Genomic DNA, 17,633 nt, shown 5'->3' with positions numbered 1-17,633 from the left:
ACCGTTTAGTATTTATAAGGAAATATTCAGACCCACTGATGCGATTTTGAAAACAGGGGTAGAAGTACCGGTACGACCCAGGTTGTAGTTCCCATTCAGCATGGATTCACCCGAGATCGCTTCCGGATCAATGGGCAGGCCGCGGAGTTTATCAAATGTGATAAAATTTTCCAGAGACACGAATACACGTGCCTGCCGGAGCCGGATTCTTTCGAGTATCTGGGGTGCCACATTATAACCGAGTGTGATATTCTTGATCCTGAAATAAGACATATTCAGCAGGTAGCGGGTTTGTGGTACCATCACAAAACCGGAATTGCTGCCGTTGAGGTTCCAGGCCCTGGGATAAAATGCATTGGTGCGGTCTTCACGCCAGTAATCCTCAGCGATGGCCTGTGGCATGGCACCGTCCTTCACGTGATAACCGGGTATCGCCAGCTGACCAACGCCCCAGATATGTCTTCTGCCTACACCCTGTGCCATGACAGAAAAATCAAAGGATTTATAGTCAAGACCGATTCGGAAACCGTATTCATAGCGCGGGAAAATATTTCCAATCACTGTCCGGTCGCCGGTATCTCCAAAAGTGCCATTGCCCGGCGTGATATAGCCGTCTCCGTTGAGGTCCACAAATTTCACATCACCCGGACTGATCAGCAGGATCTGGTTACCGTCCTCAAAATATGTCTGATAGACCGGATTGGCTCCGGCCAGTTTATTGGTGACTTTGGCAGATCCCTCCCAGATAATGGTTTCCTGCACAAAGTTGCCTGCATCATCATATACAAAATCTTCTTTCTGGAACAGGCGGTCGGTCACGTACCCATAAATATCACCATAACGCTTGCCGGTGGTAAAGGATCCGCCAACAGAACGGTTCGCCCAATCGATATTCCAGTCCGGTCCGCGGGTAACATCGGTCACCGCATCAGATATATTGGCCCTCAGGTTGATACCCAGCCCGCTCTGGAACCGGTGGTTGAAATCCACAATCAGTTCCCAACCCCGGGTCTTCAGGTTGCCATAGTTGCCCAGCGGGGCACTTGCTCCGAAGGTATTAGGCGGTGTCAGGCCCGCCACAATCATATTTTTTGTCTGACGCTCAAACCAGTCAAAAGTGACACCCAGTTGCCCTTTCAGGAAACGCAGGTCGGCACCCAGGTTCAGGGTGACAATATCCTGCCAGGTCAAACCGCCCAATACCGGACGGGGCTGGCCCAGGTAAAAAGTCTGCGCGCCCTGACTATTCAACCAACTGGTTTTTCCGATATCCAGCACCGGCATATATAAATCATTGGCTACTGACTGATCCCCGATGGAACCCCAGGATCCCCGGAATTTGGCAAAGCTGATCACAGAACTGAGGTCCTGCATAAAATCTTCTTCGGAAAGTACCCAGCCCGCAGAGAAGGAAGGATACCATTTCCAGCGCATAAATGCCGGAAAAGTAGAAGTCGCATCGTAACGCAGATTACCTTCCAACAGGTATTTATCAGCAAAGGCATAGTTTACCCGGCCGAAATAACCCAGCTGGGAACTCCAGTTGGCATAACCGCCCGATGTTTCTTCGCCCACGGCAAAGGCAAATTCCGGCTTGTCATTAGAAATCAACTCCGTTCTTTTGCTGTAGTGGTTGTCCCATTTATTAGCGACGATATTGCTACCCAACATGAACTTAAATGCATTCTTTTCATTAAGGTTCAGCCGATAAGTTGAATAAGCATTGACTGTATGCCTTTTTTCGGTGGCTGTACTCTGATAGACATAGGACTGGGCCTTCCCGAAATACTCACCTACCGGGAACCGGAAGCCGGGTATACCACCGGTATCGGTAATATTACCTTCCTCATCTACATAGACCCGGTCGCCGTTTTCGTCAAACCATTCCACAGGTTTATACCAGTGCTGGGCACCGGTAAAGGTCGGCATCGAAGACTTCAGGCTTTCCTGACGGACATCATAAGTATAGTCCGCAATGATGTCCCAGTTGCTATTTAATTGAATAGTGGTTCCAAAATTATAATTGCTGTATTGCTTATCCAGCACGGCCGTATGGGCGTCTTTGGTATCCCAGTAAGGATCCCGGAAACGTTCCCCGTGTTCAGTTACTCCGGTGGGGAAATAACGGCTCCAGCGATACAGGTACAGCCAGGGATCAGCGCCGAAGCCGGTCGCGGAATTCGCATAGCGTTTCACCCTGTCGGAAAACAGCACACCGCCACGGATGGTGATAAAATCAGTGACTTCGGTCGAAAGTTTCAGATTTGCGGTATAGCGCTTGTGATCATCGTATGGCGCTGGCTTCATCATCCCTTCCTGGCCCAGAAAGCCCACACCGGCATTATAAGTTGTTTTACCCGTTCTACCGTTCAGCGATAAATTGTGATTCTGTGAAAACGTTTGGTCCTTGATCATGGCTTTTACCGGGTCATAAATCCGGATACCAAACTTATCAGCGCCATCATAGTACCAGTCTCTTTCAAAAACCACAGGATCAAATGCACCTACCGTGCTACCATATTTCTCCTGCCATTCTCTGGACTTCTGCAGGCTTTCTTCGCTGATGCGCCAGAAACCACCCGCGGGACCGCTGGCTTTCATATTATTATGCGCATCCAAAGTGTATTGCAGGCCATCGATCCCCGCTATTTCATGTTTTTTAGCAGATTGTTGCCAGGAGAGATTATTGGAGTAATTCAGCTCGATTCCATCCTTCCTTGCCCCTTTCTTGGTGGTGATCAGGATGACACCAAATGCCGCTTTGGCACCATAGATCGAAGTCGCCGATGCATCTTTAAGTACACTAATGGAGGCAATATCATTGGGATTAATCAGCTGGATGCTGGGAACTTCCACATTGTCTACCAGGATCAGCGGCTGACTGGATCCATACTGGGATCCTACAAAACCCCGAATACGCATCAGGGGATCCGAACCCAGCTCCCCATCCGGCAGTCTGACGGACAGGCCCGGTACCACACCCTGCAGGCCCCGGCCTGCATCCGCGATCGGCCGATCCCCGAATTCCCTGGCTATATCCACATTACTGACAGCCCCGGTAATATTCGATTTTTTCTGGGTACCATATCCCACAACAATCACCTCGTCCAGATCAGTTGTCCGTTGCGCCAAGATCACGTCAATCGCACCGGCCGCAGTAACAGTTATCTGCTGGGTTTCGTAACCGGTTGAACTGAATTCCAGCACCTCTCCGGTTGCAGCAGCGATCGTATAATGACCCGCCGCATCTGTAATAGTGGCACGGGGCGTACCCTGTACCGCAACGGTTACGTTGGACAGCGCGGTTCCCTGCGCCGAACTTACCGTACCCGTAATGTCTCTGGTTTGTGCCATCACGGAAAAGCTGCATAATAATAAGAAGGGCAGCCATACTCCCAAGCATACTAATTTTCTCATACACTTACAATTAAAAAATTAAACTTGATTCCTACAGCACCGAAATACCGGTGTCTGCAAATGCATGAAGCTGGTCATTCTCAGGGTCCAGCTCCGTTATTAAACAATCGATTTTATTCATCTCACATACCTGAATGGGTTGTACGGTGTTGAGCTTTTCAGAAATAGACAGGCAAACCACTTTAGCCGATGAAGCTACCATGGCTCTTTTTACCTGCACCACTTCCCAGTCGTTATCAGTCACGCCCCGTTTCAGATCAATCGCATTGGTACCCAGAAAACAGAGATCAGCATTCACCTGGCTGATTTTTGAAATCGCACCCGCACCCACCGTCAGTTTGGCATCTTTGGACAAGCGGTCACCTATGACCACCACCTCAATATTGGAATGGGAGAGACAAGCATTAACAACCGGAATACTTCCGGTCATAACCGTAATTCTGAGTTGGGGGGGCAGGTTGCGGAATAGCTCCAATATGGTGGTACCCCCACTGGTCAGAATAAACATACCGTTTTCGATGAGCCCCATGGCTTTGCCGGCAATACTACTTTTGTGATGCTGGGAATAAATGTGTTGGGGTTCGAACTGTACCTGATTAAAAGCCATGGACAGCGCACCACCATGTACTTTGATCAGATGTCCGGTTGTCGCCAGTTCATTCAGGTCTCGTCTGATGGTATCCTCTGAAACAGCGATCTCCTTGCAGAGATCACCGCTCAATACCTTGTTGTGCAGATTGAGCTGGTGAAGGATATAAGCATGTCGTTCTTTCTTAAGCAATTCGTTAGAATTTTGTTATCAGTATCCTAAAGATAGGTAAAAAAAATGCAGAATACCGCAAATTCCAGAAAATATTTGCAAGCCGTACTCAGTTTTTAACGCTAAATACTTCATTTTCTGAGACTAATAAAAGCAGCCTTTCTCAAAATTCCGGAGAAATTCCAGCTGAAAAACCGCAGAAAGCCGCTAGGAGCCGCAAGGTAATCAGGTCAACGCATACAATGGAAACGAGCAAGAGCGCACCCTCGCAGGAAAGTCCCTAACCTACCCGGGTGCTTACTTCATATACCCCGCTAAACAGATAAACTTTATTGGTAGCCAGTTCGGTACAATAGTAGCGCTTGGTACGCTTCTCTCCCCGGCGGAACACCCGCCCTCCCTTAATCATAAATAAACTGCCCACCGGCAGATCTTCGATCAACGCCATATGCGGTTGCGGCGGGTCATAACGGCGAAGGATTCTTTGCAGGCCCTCTTCGGCACAGGTGGAAGCGCCGGGGTTGTGCAGACTCTGCCGGAGCTCAGTGGCTATATCCGGTGGGAAGATGTCTTTTTGAAGGAAACGGGCCAACAGGTTGCCATACAAAGACTTCCATTCCTTGCCATGGGCGGCAATACGGGCGCCATATTGCTCAAATGCCACCAAATGCGCCAATTCATGCAATAAGGTAATCAGAAAAGCATAGGGGTTCAGGCTGCCATTTACACTGATGCGGTGGTGGCCGCCCGCGGCTTTGAACCGATAGTCTCCCAGTATACTATTGCGGGCTTTGGCAATGGTCAGATGTACCTTATAATGATTCAGATAAGACAAGACAGCTTCATAGGTATCCGGCGGCAGATAAGCAGCCAGTGCCGTCATAGGAACTTCTTTTTTAGGCATTTTTGTTCAGATTCAACGCTTTCTTCAGGGAGCGTACTTCTATAAAAGCATAGAGCACATAAATCCCGAGGCAGGCAAACAGCGAAGGCTTACTTACCGGCCCATCCGTAAAATAGATATATAGAAATGCCGCAACGGCACAAACAAAAAGCCGCAGGATAAAGCCTCCATAGAAGACCCGCACAAAAACATGGGGATTTGAGTGCTCAATCGCTTTCAGACCGCTGCGAAGGGTAAACAGCCCCACCAGGAACAACACCAAATTACCCCCCGCTACTACCCGGTAATCGACGCCCGCATTCGCCAACAGAGCTTTTGCCAGGAAGAAAAAACTGCTCAGCAGCACAAATACCAGGATCATCAGTTTAACGGGATTGAATTTTTGTTGTTCTTCACTCATTTTTTGGATTTTCTTTTATTATTCTCCCGGAGCAGCTTATAAAATACACCCACCAGGGCCAGCAAAGGTAGGATAATCGTCAAAGCAGGGCTCAGGTTCCAACGATCATCCAGCCGGATGCCCACATATACGGCAGCACCAATCAGTACCAGCAATTCGGCCGTCAGACCAAGGTATCGTAACCAGGGGTTGTTCATTGCATTTAAAACTGCCTAAATTACAGGTCTACAGTCATTTGACAGCCGCTGTCGACCGGCATCAGGTGGTCCACAGCTTTATTTGATTTTTAACAAAAGAAATAATTACTTTGAACTGTGGATTTTGGGCTATTTTGCTTCCTTCCACTGAGCGCAAAATTATAATAATGAAGAGAACTGTACGTATATTCTGGAGATTGTTTTTTATTGGTTTCGGATTGCTGATCGCCATTTTCCTCCTGGCTAATTTCGGGGTATTTGGCAAAATGCCCTCCCTGGCGGAGTTGGAAAACCCGTCAATTTCCCAGGCTTCGGAAGTATTTGCGGACGATGGCACGCTGATGGGTAAATTTTATCTGCCCAGCGGCAATCGCAGTATCGTAAAATATAAAGAAATTTCACCCAATGTAATTAATGCGCTGGTTGCCACAGAGGACAAACGTTTTTACGAACATTCAGGCATCGATCTGATTGGTACGGCCCGGGCAATCAGCAGCGCCGGCGCTGCCGGCGGGGGTAGTACTATCACCCAGCAGCTGGCATTGGCCCTGTTTAATAAGCGGGCCTCCGACCCTTTCCAGCGTGTCATGCAGAAAATCAAGGAATGGATCATTGCCGTAAAACTGGAAAGAAACTTTACCAAAGAAGAAATTCTGGCCTTGTACCTGAATGCGGTTCCCTATCCGGACAATGTATTCGGTATCCGCAATGCTGCCCGGACTTTTTTCCAAAAGGAACCGGACCAACTCAATGTAAGTGAAGCTGCCATACTTGTCGGTTCCATTAATGGACCGGGGATCTATAATCCCCGCCGGAATCCCAAAGCCGCAATGGACCGCCGGAACCTGGTGTTGAACCGGATGGCAGAGAACGGCAATATCTCGGCGGGGGAAGCCGAGCGATTGCAGGGCCAGCCCATCAAGCTGAATTATCAGAAACCCAGTGAAGAACTGGGTTATGCACCTTATTTCCGGGTAGTCCTGCGTTCAGAAGTCCGGAAACTACTCGAGGATATTACAAAACCCGACGGCTCCTCCTATAATATCTATAGCGACGGATTGAAAATTTATACTACGATCAGTCCTCAAATGCAGATCTATGCCGAGGAAGCGGTAGCCCAACAGGCACCCAAATTGTATCGGAATGTTATCCGGCAGGGCTTTATAAAAAACGGTTCGGTGTGGAAGACCCATGAGAATGTTCTGGAAGCGGCGATGAAAGCCAGTGAACGTTGGAAAAATTCAGCGGAAGACGGCCTGAGTGATAAGGAAATACGGGCGAGCTTCAATGAGAAAACACCCATGAAAGTCTTTGCCTGGAATACGGAACGGTCCAAGGATACCGTTATGACGCCCTACGATTCTATTAAATACCACCGGTTATTTACCCAGGCTGGATTCATGGCGATGGATCCGGTTACGGGTGAAGTGAAGGCCTGGGTCGGCGGTATTGACTTTAAGACTTTCAAATACGACCACGTCAATATCAATACCAAACGTCAGGTCGGTTCCACGATAAAACCATTGCTCTATGGCGAAGCGGTAGAGGAACTCGGTTTTACACCAGAAACCCAGGTACAGAATACCGCCCAGTATTTTCCCGGTAACGGTTGGGTGCCTGCCGGCAGAAGCTGTGGCGGGGGTTCGATGTCCATGGCCAATGCCCTGGCCTGGTCCAAAAACTGTGCGACGGCCTATATCATGAAACAGGTGACGCCACGGCGATTTACGGAATTCCTGAAACATATTAATATACCCACCGATATCAAACCCTACCCTTCCATTGCACTTGGTTCCTGTGAACTATCACTATTTGAAATGATGTGGGCCTATACCATTTTCGGTGGCAGGGGTTTTTCCACCAAACCCTATTTTATCAGTCGGATCGAAGACCGCAACGGCAATGTTATTCTGCGCCCGGATTTCAGCGCCAACCGGAAGGAAGCCATCAGTGAAGCAACGGCCTATATTATGAGTCGGATGATGCAGGGAGCCGTGGACAAGGGAACTGCCCGTGGACTCAGGGCGCGCCTGGGCGCAGCAGAAATGGCCGGCAAGACCGGTACCACCAATGATAACAGTGATGCCTGGTATATGGGATTTGTTCCCCAGCTTTTGGCCGGTGTCTGGACAGGCAGCGATGACCGTTTTATCCGGAATGAAGGCTATGGAGGATTTGGTAATGATGCTGCCCGGCCGATCTGGGAATATTTCTTTAAGAAAGTATACGCCGATAAAAATCTGGGTATTTACAAGGACGAGAAATTCATCGAACCGCCCAGCCTCAGCAATGAATCAGTAAGCGCCGATCCTTCCTTGTATGTTACGGAAGACAATCCGGAACCTACCGCCGAAGGACAGGATTTTGGAGTTGGCACGGAACAGGATTATATGCTGAACAACGACGGCGAATATATCGGTCCGGAATCCGCACCTTTACCGGAGGATCCGAACAAGAATAAAGTCGTTCCTAAAAAAGACACGGTAAAAAAACAGCCTGAAGTAAAACCAATCGGTTCTGAAGATGAACCCAAAAAGAAACGAGGGCTGTTTAAAAAAATATTCGGCAAGAAAAAGGATAAGGATGACAATTAGACCGGCATAAAAAAAACCAAACGATTCGATATGTCAGAACCAACATCAGGAAATCTTTATCAGGGGGATTCGGATTTATTTACTCCCAGAATGGGCCGTACGGTCCCTTACGCGAGCTTTGCCCAGCGACTGGCGGCATTCCTGATCGATTTTGTTATCCTCTGGGTAGTTGGTTACTTCCTGCAGCGTGCTTTCGGCGTACCCGACAGCCTTATGGTGTTTCAGGTCCAGGAGGAAGGGTTTTCTGATCCTGCGATGGGTTCTAACAGCTTCCTGCCTTTCCTCGGTTATTCCTTTACCTCGCTGATAGTGAACTGGCTCTATAGCGCCCTGTTGGTTTCTGGGCCATGGCAGGCTACGCTGGGTAAAAGGGCCATGGGACTGGAAGTGACCAATCTTCAGGGAGAACGGATCAGTTTTCTGAATGCTACCGGGCGCTATTTTGCTACCATGCTTTCAGCTATGATCCTTTTTATTGGTTATCTGATGATTTTTTGGTCCGACAAAAAACAGTGCCTGCACGATCAGCTGGCTGGTACCCTCGTCATCAAAAAATAATCGCGCATCGATCATCTGGTTTTTTCCAACAGTGATTCCATCCCGGTTTTTTTCTACCGTGAAAAAATTCAGCGCGGAAAATTGTGGGGAAACCGGGGTCTGGCGAACATTTCTGAGTAGGAAGTTTCCCGGTCGCATGAACCTATGTCGGGATACAGTAAGCGCTGGGGGTGAAGAAAAAAAATCCGCAACAGCAAAGACTGTTACGGATTTCAAAATGTAATATTCAATTTTTTACGCCTTACTGGCACCTTCAACTAATACAGTAACCTGGTTATTCAACACTTCTACAAAACCTCCCTGTATATTATAAAAAGTAGCAGGACCAGAAAGGCTGTTCTGGAGCACTTTTAATTTCCCTTCACGTAAGGCAGCGATCAAAGGCGCATGGCGATCGAGCACTTCGAAGGAGCCGGTGACACCGGGCATCTGCACGCCGTATGCTTCACCGCTGTAAATGCTGCCTTCAGGCGTTAATATATTGAGTTTCATTATTGCGTTTTAAAAAAATCAGCTTTAAAAAAGTGATTATGCTTCTGCCTGAGCCAGTAATTTTTTACCTTTTTCAATCGCATCATCGATATTTCCAACGAGGTTGAACGCAGCTTCAGGATAATCGTCGACTTCACCGTCCATAATCATGTTAAATCCGCGGATGGTTTCGTCGATCGGAACCAATACCCCTTTCAGGCCGGTGAACGCTTCTGCCACGTGGAAAGGCTGAGAAAGGAAACGTTGCACTTTACGCGCCCGGGCTACGGTCATCTTGTCTTCATCACTCAGTTCATCCATACCCAGGATGGCAATAATGTCCTGCAGTTCTTTATAACGCTGTAAAATTCTTTTTACTTTGTTGGCACAGTCGTAATGGGCATCACCAACGACCTGCGGCATCAGAATCCGGGAGGTAGAATCCAGTGGATCCACCGCGGGATAAATACCGAGATCCGCAATCTTACGGCTTAACACCGTAGTCGCATCCAGGTGGGCGAAAGTGGTCGCCGGCGCCGGATCGGTAAGGTCATCCGCAGGTACATAAACCGCCTGTACCGAGGTAATGGAACCATTTTTGGTAGAAGTAATTCTTTCCTGCATCAGTCCCATCTCAGTCGCCAGGGTCGGCTGATAACCCACGGCGGAAGGCATCCGTCCCAACAGGGCAGATACTTCAGAGCCGGCCTGGGTAAACCGGAAGATATTGTCTACGAAGAAAAGAATATCCCTACCCTTGCCTTCACCGTCGCCATCCCGGAAATACTCCGCAATAGTCAGACCGCTCAAGGCAACCCGGGCACGGGCTCCGGGGGGTTCATTCATCTGTCCGAATACAAAAGTTGCTTTGGAATCAGCCAGCTCTTCAGGATTCACTTTACTGATATCCCAGCCGCCTTCTTCCATGCTTTGTTTAAAGGCTTCGCCGTATTTCATAATTCCGGCTTCAATCATCTCACGCATCAGGTCATTCCCTTCACGGGTACGCTCACCCACACCGGCAAATACAGAAAGTCCACCATGCCCCTTGGCAATATTGTTAATCAGTTCCTGGATCAAAACCGTTTTACCCACACCGGCACCACCGAAGAGTCCGATTTTACCCCCTTTGGCATAAGGTTCAATCAGATCGATCACCTTGATTCCGGTGAACAGCACTTCCGAGGCAGTACTCAGGTTCTCAAAAGCAGGCGGCATGGCATGAATCGCACGGCCGTTTTCTTTCGAAACCGCGGGCATACCATCTATCGGATCACCGGTAACGTTGAACAACCGGCCTTTGATAGCTTCTCCGGTAGGCATGGTGATTGCCTTCCCGGTATCCCTTACTTCTGTTCCTCTCACCAGACCTTCCGTTCCGTCCATCGCGATGGTACGAACGCTGTCTTCTCCCAGGTGCTGCTGTACTTCCAGTACCAGTTTCTCGCCATTTTCTTTGGTCAGTTCCAGGGCATTATAAATTTCAGGGAGGGCATCGCTAAACTGTACGTCAATAACCGCTCCGATAACTTGCTTTACTTTACCAACTTTTGCCATAAATTTGAGGTATGGTTAATTTTAGGCTGCAAAAGTAAGGTTTCTACGCGTATTATTATGCAGGAAAGAGACAAATTATTCACATCTGATGGCCTTCGGCAGGCCCTGGACGCAAGCTGGTACCTGTAAAAAACGGAGGCTGGCGGCCCAGGAGCATCACAGGGGGAGAAACGGACCATCCCCACCCGTAAAATTACGGCTTAAAATCACTAAAATCAGGGAAGCCGCCCAATTGGAATAAAGCATAAATTTGTGTCGAATTGACTATTATCCCGACTTATGAATCGTAACATATCACTGCTTTTAACAGGCTGTGCCTTAACCATTATGGCCGGTTCCTGTCAACTATTTGACCGAAAAAGTCAACCGGAAATCAAAGAAGAAAAACCGGTGACCCGGGTAGATGTGACCATTGACACTACCAATTCCTTCAATTCGTTGTTTCTGGACAGCAATCAGGTCAATGAAATGCTGATGCTCAGCCAACTGGGTGATACTTTGACCAATCGGATCAAGAGCTTTTACAACAGCCGCAATTATCAATTTGCCTGGTTTTCCGGAGAAGGACTGCCCGAACACAGCATATCATTCTGGAACCTGTTGAAAAATTACCTGAATTACTCCAAGGATTCCTCGGTTTATGACCCCTGGCTGACCCAGAAAATGGAAACCCTCATACGGATTGGGAAAATCAAGCCAAAAAATGACTCGTTGTACCGCAATACCGAACTTTTACTCACCCGCTACTTTTATATTTATTATGACCATGCTTACCGGGAAGACCCGCAGTTTCATATTAAATCCCTGGAATGGTATATCCCCAAGAAAAAACTGACCCTGGAAGCCACACTGGATTCGGTACTGACCCACAGCGGTCAGTATGCCGATCAGTATGCGCCGCATAATCCCCAGTATTTACGGCTCCGCAACCAGCTCCTGAAGTATAAACGCATAAAGGATCGGGGTGGATGGCCGGTTGTATACAGTAAAGTGGAAGTGATGCATAAAGGCTACCGGGACAGTGCGGTTAAGGTTTTGAGAAAAAGACTCCAGATCGAAGGATTTCTGGACCAGGCCGACAGCCTGATGACCAGCACTTATGATTCGCTGCTGGCTACCGCCGTCAACGCCATCAAAATCAGTTATGGTTACAAACCCGACGGTACGGCTGGTAAAACCTTTCTCAAAGACGTGAATGTTCCGGTTGAGGAAAGAATTCAGCAGATTCTTATCAATATGGAGCGGATGCGCTGGCTGCCCAGCAATACCCGGGATACCGGCCGCTCCATCATTGTGAATATTCCGGAATTCAAGTTACATGTTTATGAAAGGGGCCAGCCGGCATGGAATATGAATGTGGTCGTGGGTAAAGAAGGCAACAGTACCACCATTTTTACAGGCCGTCTGAGCAATATCGTTTTCAGCCCCTACTGGAATGTACCGGCCAGTATCGTTAAAAATGAAATGCACGGCAAACCCAGTGCTGCCTATTTGCGCAGAAATCATATGGAAATCATCAAGGGGCGGGTACGTCAGAAACCCGGTCCCTGGAATTCACTGGGCCTGGTCAAATTCCTGTTTCCGAACAGCTATAATATCTATTTTCACGATTCTCCGGCCAAATCCCTGTTCAACCGGGATAAAAGAAGCTACAGCCATGGTTGTATCCGCCTCAAAGAACCCGCGAAACTGGCCCGTTATATTTTGGATGATACTGTACGCTACAGCGAAAGAAAAGTGGACAGCCTGATGCATACCTATAAAGAAAAATATGTGCGGGTTAAAGATCCCATCCCGGTACTGATTACCTATTTTACCTCCTGGGTCAATGACAGCAGTGTACTGAATTTCAGAGAAGATATCTATGGCCATGATGCCATCATTGCCAGAAAAATGTTTCTAAACAGCGTCGGAACAACTTACAGCAGACAAAAAGCCATCAAGGACAGTTTACAGAAACTGAAGGACCAGGCCCGCCAAAAAGAACAACACCGAAAGGATTCTCTGAAAAAAGTCCGGACCAGGGACAGTCTCGCAGCTTTAAAAAACGCCAGGCTGCCGGCCGGCAAAACCGACGATAGCCTCCCGGAAAAAAGACGGCAAACAGATCCACCCTCCCGTCAGGTAAATTTCCCGGACAGCCCCGGCACCTTAAAAAAGCGTCAGCCCACTGTTGGCGATCAGGAGCAGCGCCGGTAAAAATACCAGCGCCAGCGCGAGGGAATAAGCGGCATATCGAAACAGGATCCTTCCGGATTCGAATGGCACAAAGAATAACAAATTGATGACCATGGCCAGCAGGGCGATGATAAAATTTATCAGGATACAGATACCGCAATACAGTACCGAAAAAACGGCCGGCTCGAGCCAAATGCCGCTGATCAGTCCATAGAGTGCGCCGGACAGAAAACAGCAGAGCAGCAGGATCCCTCCGTATTTAAGGCCTTTACGAAATTCGCATTTAAAAAATGACCACAGTGATTGGGGCAATGCTTCCGGACCAGTCGTCTTTTTCAAGTTCCGGTCGACACCCTTCCGCTGTTTTCCCTTCTGTTTTCGATATCGCGGCCACCAGATGATAAACCCTGTAATATATAGCAATAAAGGAATCAACCCGCCCAGGCATGCCAGAATTCGTGTCGGCATTCCGCCAAAAGTGCCGTAATGCAGCGGCACCAGCCAGCCCAGATAGCTGTTGCCAATATTGGGGAAATCTTTTTCACTATTGAGCAGGAGCTTGCCGCTGTACTGGTCAAGTGTAAGCATGGCCCGCCCGCCGGTATGAGCGGTTCCCGGCATCCGCATATCTATACGATACACCCCCGCTTTCCCGTCCGGAATGGCGATACCTTCTACCCTGCCTTGGGGCAGGGCCTGTGTTGCCAGCTTGGCAACCCGCTCGGGATGCAGCGGCGCCTGGTGCAGGGTGGTATCTGAAGTCTGAGAAAATATACTGGCAACTGACTGGGGTGAATTGCCGGTTAAAAGAAACAAAAAGGCGATAAATACCGTGCTGAAAGTGATGGCAAAACCTGTGATGGAAAGCAGGATAATAACCGGCGAAGAGTAAAAGCCAAGCACATTATGCCAGTCAAAATTCTGGCGCTTCCAACCCGATCTGAAGTTAACGGTGAGCACGGATTTCCATTGTTTCCAGCGGTTGAGGCGCGCCGGAATCCATAAACGCAGGCCACTAATGGTCAGTATCAGCAAGCATAATGTAGCGAGTGCTACAATATACCTGCCCACAGGCGGCAATAGCAACTGCCGGTGCAGTCCCATGACCACCCGTACAAAAGAGCTGCTGGTGATCCGCTTGCCGCAGAGGGTCAGGTCATAAGGATTGATAAAAAACTCACGGTCGTTTTTCAGGTCATAGAACCGGTAGGAAGCATTGGGATTGTTCCGGTCCACATACATCGCATAATCAAAATTCAAATCCGGATATCGATCCTGTACCAAAGGAATACTGGCTTCAAGGCTGTATTTTTTTTGTGTTGCCATTACCCGCAACAAGTCTTTATTCAATGCCGCATCTATTTCATCCTGAAAAACCAGGATACTACCCGTCAGACCAATAATGCAGAGCAGGGCACCGGCAATAATACCCAGGTATAAATGCCATTTCCCAAACCATCGTTTCTGATGGATGGCCCATTGTAGTTTTCGAGATTTTCTCATATAAAACGCATTTATAAAGCGCGCATCCCGGCTTCTGTCATTTTCTCAGGCTGGTGGTACCGCCGGTGATTGCCGCAACAGTTTCCAGCATTTCCTGCTTTCCAGCAACAGCATCAGATTCAGCACCACAATAAAACTCAGCAGGGCCAGTTGGGAATATTCTTTCCATTCAGAAGCGATGGTTCCTCCCAGGTGCACAATATTCAGTATCAGCAAAAGCATCGCCCAGACATAACTTGATATGAAAAACCTTTTCCCGCGACCATATAGTGAAGTCAGGAAAAAAACCAGTACCGAGAGGTCCACCAGCAGGCGGAACAGATGTGTCGCCATGGGTACTTCTCCTGCCGCATCGGGCAACTTGATATCAATGCCAAAAAACAATTCTGACAAATGGTAGATGTTGTGCAGTATATAGCAAACCGTAATTGAGAACCATAAAAAACTCAGCCGTACAAAAGAATTCATCTGCGTTGATTTTAAAATTTATAGGATACTGTCCCAATCCACTGTCTTGGCATCTGGGCAATCAGATTGCTCCAGCCCATCCAGTATCTTTCATTGGTCAGGTTGTTGCATTTCAGCGCAAATCGAAATGCTTTCGTATCATAATTGATATGGGTGCCGAGGACCGTATAAGCCGGCATGGTCAGGGCGCCGTCGGGCCGGAGGTTAAATGCGTTCGTACGACCTGCGTGGTTGATACTAAGCCCCAGACTCAGTCCCTGTAAAACCGCCTCGGTAAAACTATAGTTGGTCCAGAAATTAAAACTATGATAGGGACCTGAACCTACCGGTCGCAACCCTTCCACGTCAGCATCTGCCCGGGTCATTTTACTGTCGTTATAGCCGTAACCGCCCAACAGGGTCCAGCCTTTTACGGGGTTGACACTCAAGTCCAGTTCGATGCCACGACTGAGCTGCGCACCATCCTGAATGCTGAACATCGGGTCGGTGGGGTCCTGCCGGACAATATTGTCCACCAGAATATGGTAGTAACTGATACTGCCCGAAACCTTATTACTCAGGGACTGGTATTTGATACCTGCTTCTTTCTGACGGGCATCTTCAGGCATAAATGAACGGCCCTCCTTATCGGACCCGAACTGGTTGGTAAAGGAATGTTGATAATTACCGAAAATACTCAACCGGTCCTTGACCGGCATCAGAATCAATCCAAATTTTGGGGACCATTTGGTCTGATTGGTTTTGTCGATATCATTTCTGAAATGATCACCACGCAAACCGGCTGATACAACGGCGTAGGATCCCAGATTGACGATGGTATTCAGGTAGGCCGCCAGTATGGTAGAAGCATCATCATAAACCAATTGGCTGTTGGGCCGGTTGGCAAAAGCATTCAGTACATTTCCTTTGGTAAAATCATCCATCCAGTCCACCGTACCAGCTACATCGACGACATCAAACACATCCACATAGGGAAATGCATTGAACAGCATTCCCTGAAACCTGTTATAGGTCACTTTCGATTTATAGCCAACGGCATCCAGTCCCAATACCGTCCGAAACCGGACCTGGTTCAAACGATAATCGGAAATGAAGTTTTGCTGAATATTATAAGTCCTGTTCTTACCTACCGGATTCCAGACCATCCGGCCAATGGAATCAGCACCTGCTGTTCCTGGTGTCAGTGTATTGATAAAACTACTGAGATAATTAGGGAAAAGATACTGGTAGGCCGTATAGCCCTTATTTTGACCACGGCCATAAGTTAGTGAGGTCTGTGAAGTCCAGTTGCTGTTGAACTTATAAGTAGCAGTAGTATATATAGTATTCTGACCGGTTGTCGCATAGATATCATTATTCAGGAAGGAACGGTTATAAGAAATCGGGAGTTCCTCAGCCTTATTGGTACCGAAAGCCTCCTTGAAATTCCGGGGTATCTGTGCCAGTACGCCTTCGATCATCTCTTCGGAAGCTCCCTGCGCCTCCATGGCGCCGCGCAGCGCCGGTGTCAGTACGGCATTAATAAACGAAGGGTTGGCGACAAATATAAAGTTACCGCCGTTACTGTTACCACGCGTATTATTGAACTCTGCATCCAGGTGAACAGCGAACCGACTGTTGGGTTTATACAGGAAAGATGGCGCAATCAGCAGGCTCTCCTGAAATCCCTGATCCTGCCAGGATTCCTGATGCATGCCGCCAACATTCAGGCGCATCGCCAACCGATCCTTGATCAGGACCTGGTTGAGATCCGCTGCGGCCCGCATAAAATTATAGCTGCCGTAAGATAAATCGACCATACCATCATTATAAAAATGCGGGGTTTTGGTCACCCGGTTAATGATGCCTCCATAGGAGCCGATTACATTCCCGAACAAGGTGGCGGAAGGCCCCTTGATGACTTCTATGCGGTCCAGATTAACCATATCCACATTGGTATTTACCGTATTAGGAAGTCCGTTACGGGCTTTGGTCACCGTCTGGAATCCACGGCTGACAAAAATGGAACCGCCATCGGGCCGGCTGGTGGCGTCCCATAATTTGGTGACACCCGGCGCGTTCTTTAATGCGTCTTCCAGGTTCATGGCATTTTGCTTGCGTAAGACCACATCGCTGATATTATTGACTATCTGAGGTGATTCCAGATTTGCAACCGGAAGTTTATTGGCTGTAGAAGCCGCCTTGTTCATAATGCGGGTGGCTTCTATCACTACGGCGTCGATTTCCTTATAATTCTCTTCCAACATAAAATTCAGTTCAGTCTGGTTTCCCGCGGTGAAGGCAGCCGTGCGAACACTGCTTTTCAGTCCGGTAAAGGAGGCCTGAACTTTCCAGTTTCCTGGTTTGATATTAGATATCTCATAGCTGCCATCTTCGCGGGTCAAAGCACTGCTGCCTTCTTCCAGAACGACCACATTGATATACTTTACCGGCTGACCGTCACGTGTCGTCACTTTACCATATAATGAGGCGGTCTGGGCATGAAGACTGCCGGCGATCAGCAGCAGCACAAAAACTAAAAATGCAGGGAAAGATAATCTCATGTATTTCTTTGATTTTGGTGGGCAAAATTATTTGGCTTTCCACGGTACTGTTTACGAGATCCGGAAAACCGGTTTACGAATTC

At 48.3% G+C, this 17,633-nt stretch carries 13 protein-coding genes; 3 read left to right on the top strand and 10 right to left on the bottom strand.

Annotated features, from left to right (window positions below):
• Positions 1 to 12: 12 nt before the first annotated feature.
• The 5 genes from ACYVI9_RS02940 to ACYVI9_RS02920 form a co-directional block, all read right to left on the bottom strand.
• On the bottom strand, positions 13 to 3,417 hold the full coding sequence (locus tag ACYVI9_RS02940) for a SusC/RagA family TonB-linked outer membrane protein (protein ID WP_460760445.1): 3,405 nt from the start codon (positions 3,415 to 3,417) through the stop codon (positions 13 to 15).
• A gap of 31 nt (positions 3,418 to 3,448) precedes the next feature.
• Positions 3,449 to 4,198 (bottom strand): DeoR/GlpR family DNA-binding transcription regulator, encoded by a 750-nt coding sequence (locus ACYVI9_RS02935; RefSeq protein ID WP_460760442.1) that lies wholly within the window; start codon positions 4,196 to 4,198, stop codon positions 3,449 to 3,451.
• Between the two features lie 259 nt (positions 4,199 to 4,457).
• Positions 4,458 to 5,081 (bottom strand): SprT-like domain-containing protein, encoded by a 624-nt coding sequence (locus tag ACYVI9_RS02930; RefSeq protein WP_460760439.1) that lies wholly within the window; start codon positions 5,079 to 5,081, stop codon positions 4,458 to 4,460.
• On the bottom strand, positions 5,074 to 5,481 hold the full coding sequence (locus ACYVI9_RS02925; RefSeq protein ID WP_460760437.1) for a hypothetical protein: 408 nt from the start codon (positions 5,479 to 5,481) through the stop codon (positions 5,074 to 5,076). Before ACYVI9_RS02925 ends, ACYVI9_RS02930 begins: the two co-directional genes overlap by 8 nt.
• Positions 5,478 to 5,678, bottom strand: coding sequence for an AtpZ/AtpI family protein (locus ACYVI9_RS02920; RefSeq protein WP_460760434.1), 201 nt, complete (start codon positions 5,676 to 5,678; stop codon positions 5,478 to 5,480). Before ACYVI9_RS02920 ends, ACYVI9_RS02925 begins: the two co-directional genes overlap by 4 nt.
• Before the next feature lie 167 nt (positions 5,679 to 5,845).
• Between ACYVI9_RS02920 and ACYVI9_RS02915 the strand changes: the two genes are divergently transcribed.
• Positions 5,846 to 8,272, top strand: a complete 2,427-nt coding sequence (locus tag ACYVI9_RS02915) for a penicillin-binding protein 1A (protein WP_460760432.1) — start codon at positions 5,846 to 5,848, stop codon at positions 8,270 to 8,272.
• 30 nt (positions 8,273 to 8,302) lie between these two features.
• Positions 8,303 to 8,830 (top strand): RDD family protein, encoded by a 528-nt coding sequence (locus tag ACYVI9_RS02910; RefSeq protein WP_460760429.1) that lies wholly within the window; start codon positions 8,303 to 8,305, stop codon positions 8,828 to 8,830.
• 234 nt (positions 8,831 to 9,064) lie between these two features.
• Here the strand turns inward: ACYVI9_RS02910 and atpC are convergent, their stop codons facing one another.
• Both atpC and atpD read right to left on the bottom strand, forming a co-directional pair.
• Positions 9,065 to 9,322, bottom strand: a complete 258-nt coding sequence (atpC, locus tag ACYVI9_RS02905) for an ATP synthase F1 subunit epsilon (RefSeq protein ID WP_460760427.1) — start codon at positions 9,320 to 9,322, stop codon at positions 9,065 to 9,067.
• A gap of 36 nt (positions 9,323 to 9,358) precedes the next feature.
• Complete coding sequence (gene atpD / locus ACYVI9_RS02900; RefSeq protein ID WP_460760424.1) at positions 9,359 to 10,858, bottom strand: F0F1 ATP synthase subunit beta; 1,500 nt, start codon at positions 10,856 to 10,858, stop codon at positions 9,359 to 9,361.
• Between the two features lie 279 nt (positions 10,859 to 11,137).
• Here atpD and ACYVI9_RS02895 point away from each other — a divergent pair, with 279 nt between their 5' ends.
• Positions 11,138 to 13,057, top strand: coding sequence for a L,D-transpeptidase family protein (locus ACYVI9_RS02895; protein ID WP_460760421.1), 1,920 nt, complete (start codon positions 11,138 to 11,140; stop codon positions 13,055 to 13,057).
• Here the strand turns inward: ACYVI9_RS02895 and ACYVI9_RS02890 are convergent.
• Genes ACYVI9_RS02890 through ACYVI9_RS02880 form a run of 3 tightly spaced genes read right to left on the bottom strand, consistent with a single transcriptional unit; the run spans position 13,010 to position 17,550 of the window.
• Positions 13,010 to 14,539 carry a PepSY-associated TM helix domain-containing protein gene (locus ACYVI9_RS02890; RefSeq protein ID WP_460760419.1) on the bottom strand — a complete coding sequence of 510 codons (1,530 nt, stop codon included), beginning with the start codon at positions 14,537 to 14,539 and terminating at the stop codon, positions 13,010 to 13,012. The two genes, ACYVI9_RS02895 and ACYVI9_RS02890, sit on opposite strands and share 48 nt — an antisense overlap.
• Before the next feature lie 45 nt (positions 14,540 to 14,584).
• The gene (locus ACYVI9_RS02885) at positions 14,585 to 15,007 is read right to left on the bottom strand and encodes a hypothetical protein (RefSeq protein ID WP_460760416.1); all 423 of its coding nucleotides are present in this window, start codon (positions 15,005 to 15,007) and stop codon (positions 14,585 to 14,587) included.
• Between the two features lie 11 nt (positions 15,008 to 15,018).
• Positions 15,019 to 17,550 (bottom strand): TonB-dependent receptor plug domain-containing protein, encoded by a 2,532-nt coding sequence (locus tag ACYVI9_RS02880; protein WP_460760414.1) that lies wholly within the window; start codon positions 17,548 to 17,550, stop codon positions 15,019 to 15,021.
• Between the last annotated feature and the right edge of the window lie 83 nt (positions 17,551 to 17,633).

It is taken from the genome of Niabella terrae, from assembly GCF_054783135.1.
This window is presented reverse-complemented; position numbering and strand designations above follow the sequence as displayed.

Coding starts and splice junctions, on each gene's coding strand:
- ACYVI9_RS02880 (WP_460760414.1), bottom strand. CDS start 17,550: ATGAGATTATCTTTCCCTGCATTTTTAGTTTTTGTGCTGCTGCTGATC.
- ACYVI9_RS02885 (WP_460760416.1), bottom strand. CDS start 15,007: ATGAATTCTTTTGTACGGCTGAGTTTTTTATGGTTCTCAATTACGGTT.
- ACYVI9_RS02925 (WP_460760437.1), bottom strand. CDS start 5,481: ATGAGTGAAGAACAACAAAAATTCAATCCCGTTAAACTGATGATCCTG.
- ACYVI9_RS02915 (WP_460760432.1), top strand. CDS start 5,846: ATGAAGAGAACTGTACGTATATTCTGGAGATTGTTTTTTATTGGTTTC.
- ACYVI9_RS02890 (WP_460760419.1), bottom strand. CDS start 14,539: ATGAGAAAATCTCGAAAACTACAATGGGCCATCCATCAGAAACGATGG.
- ACYVI9_RS02910 (WP_460760429.1), top strand. CDS start 8,303: ATGTCAGAACCAACATCAGGAAATCTTTATCAGGGGGATTCGGATTTA.
- ACYVI9_RS02930 (WP_460760439.1), bottom strand. CDS start 5,081: ATGCCTAAAAAAGAAGTTCCTATGACGGCACTGGCTGCTTATCTGCCG.
- ACYVI9_RS02895 (WP_460760421.1), top strand. CDS start 11,138: ATGAATCGTAACATATCACTGCTTTTAACAGGCTGTGCCTTAACCATT.
- ACYVI9_RS02920 (WP_460760434.1), bottom strand. CDS start 5,678: ATGAACAACCCCTGGTTACGATACCTTGGTCTGACGGCCGAATTGCTG.
- atpC (WP_460760427.1), bottom strand. CDS start 9,322: ATGAAACTCAATATATTAACGCCTGAAGGCAGCATTTACAGCGGTGAA.
- atpD (WP_460760424.1), bottom strand. CDS start 10,858: ATGGCAAAAGTTGGTAAAGTAAAGCAAGTTATCGGAGCGGTTATTGAC.
- ACYVI9_RS02940 (WP_460760445.1), bottom strand. CDS start 3,417: ATGAGAAAATTAGTATGCTTGGGAGTATGGCTGCCCTTCTTATTATTA.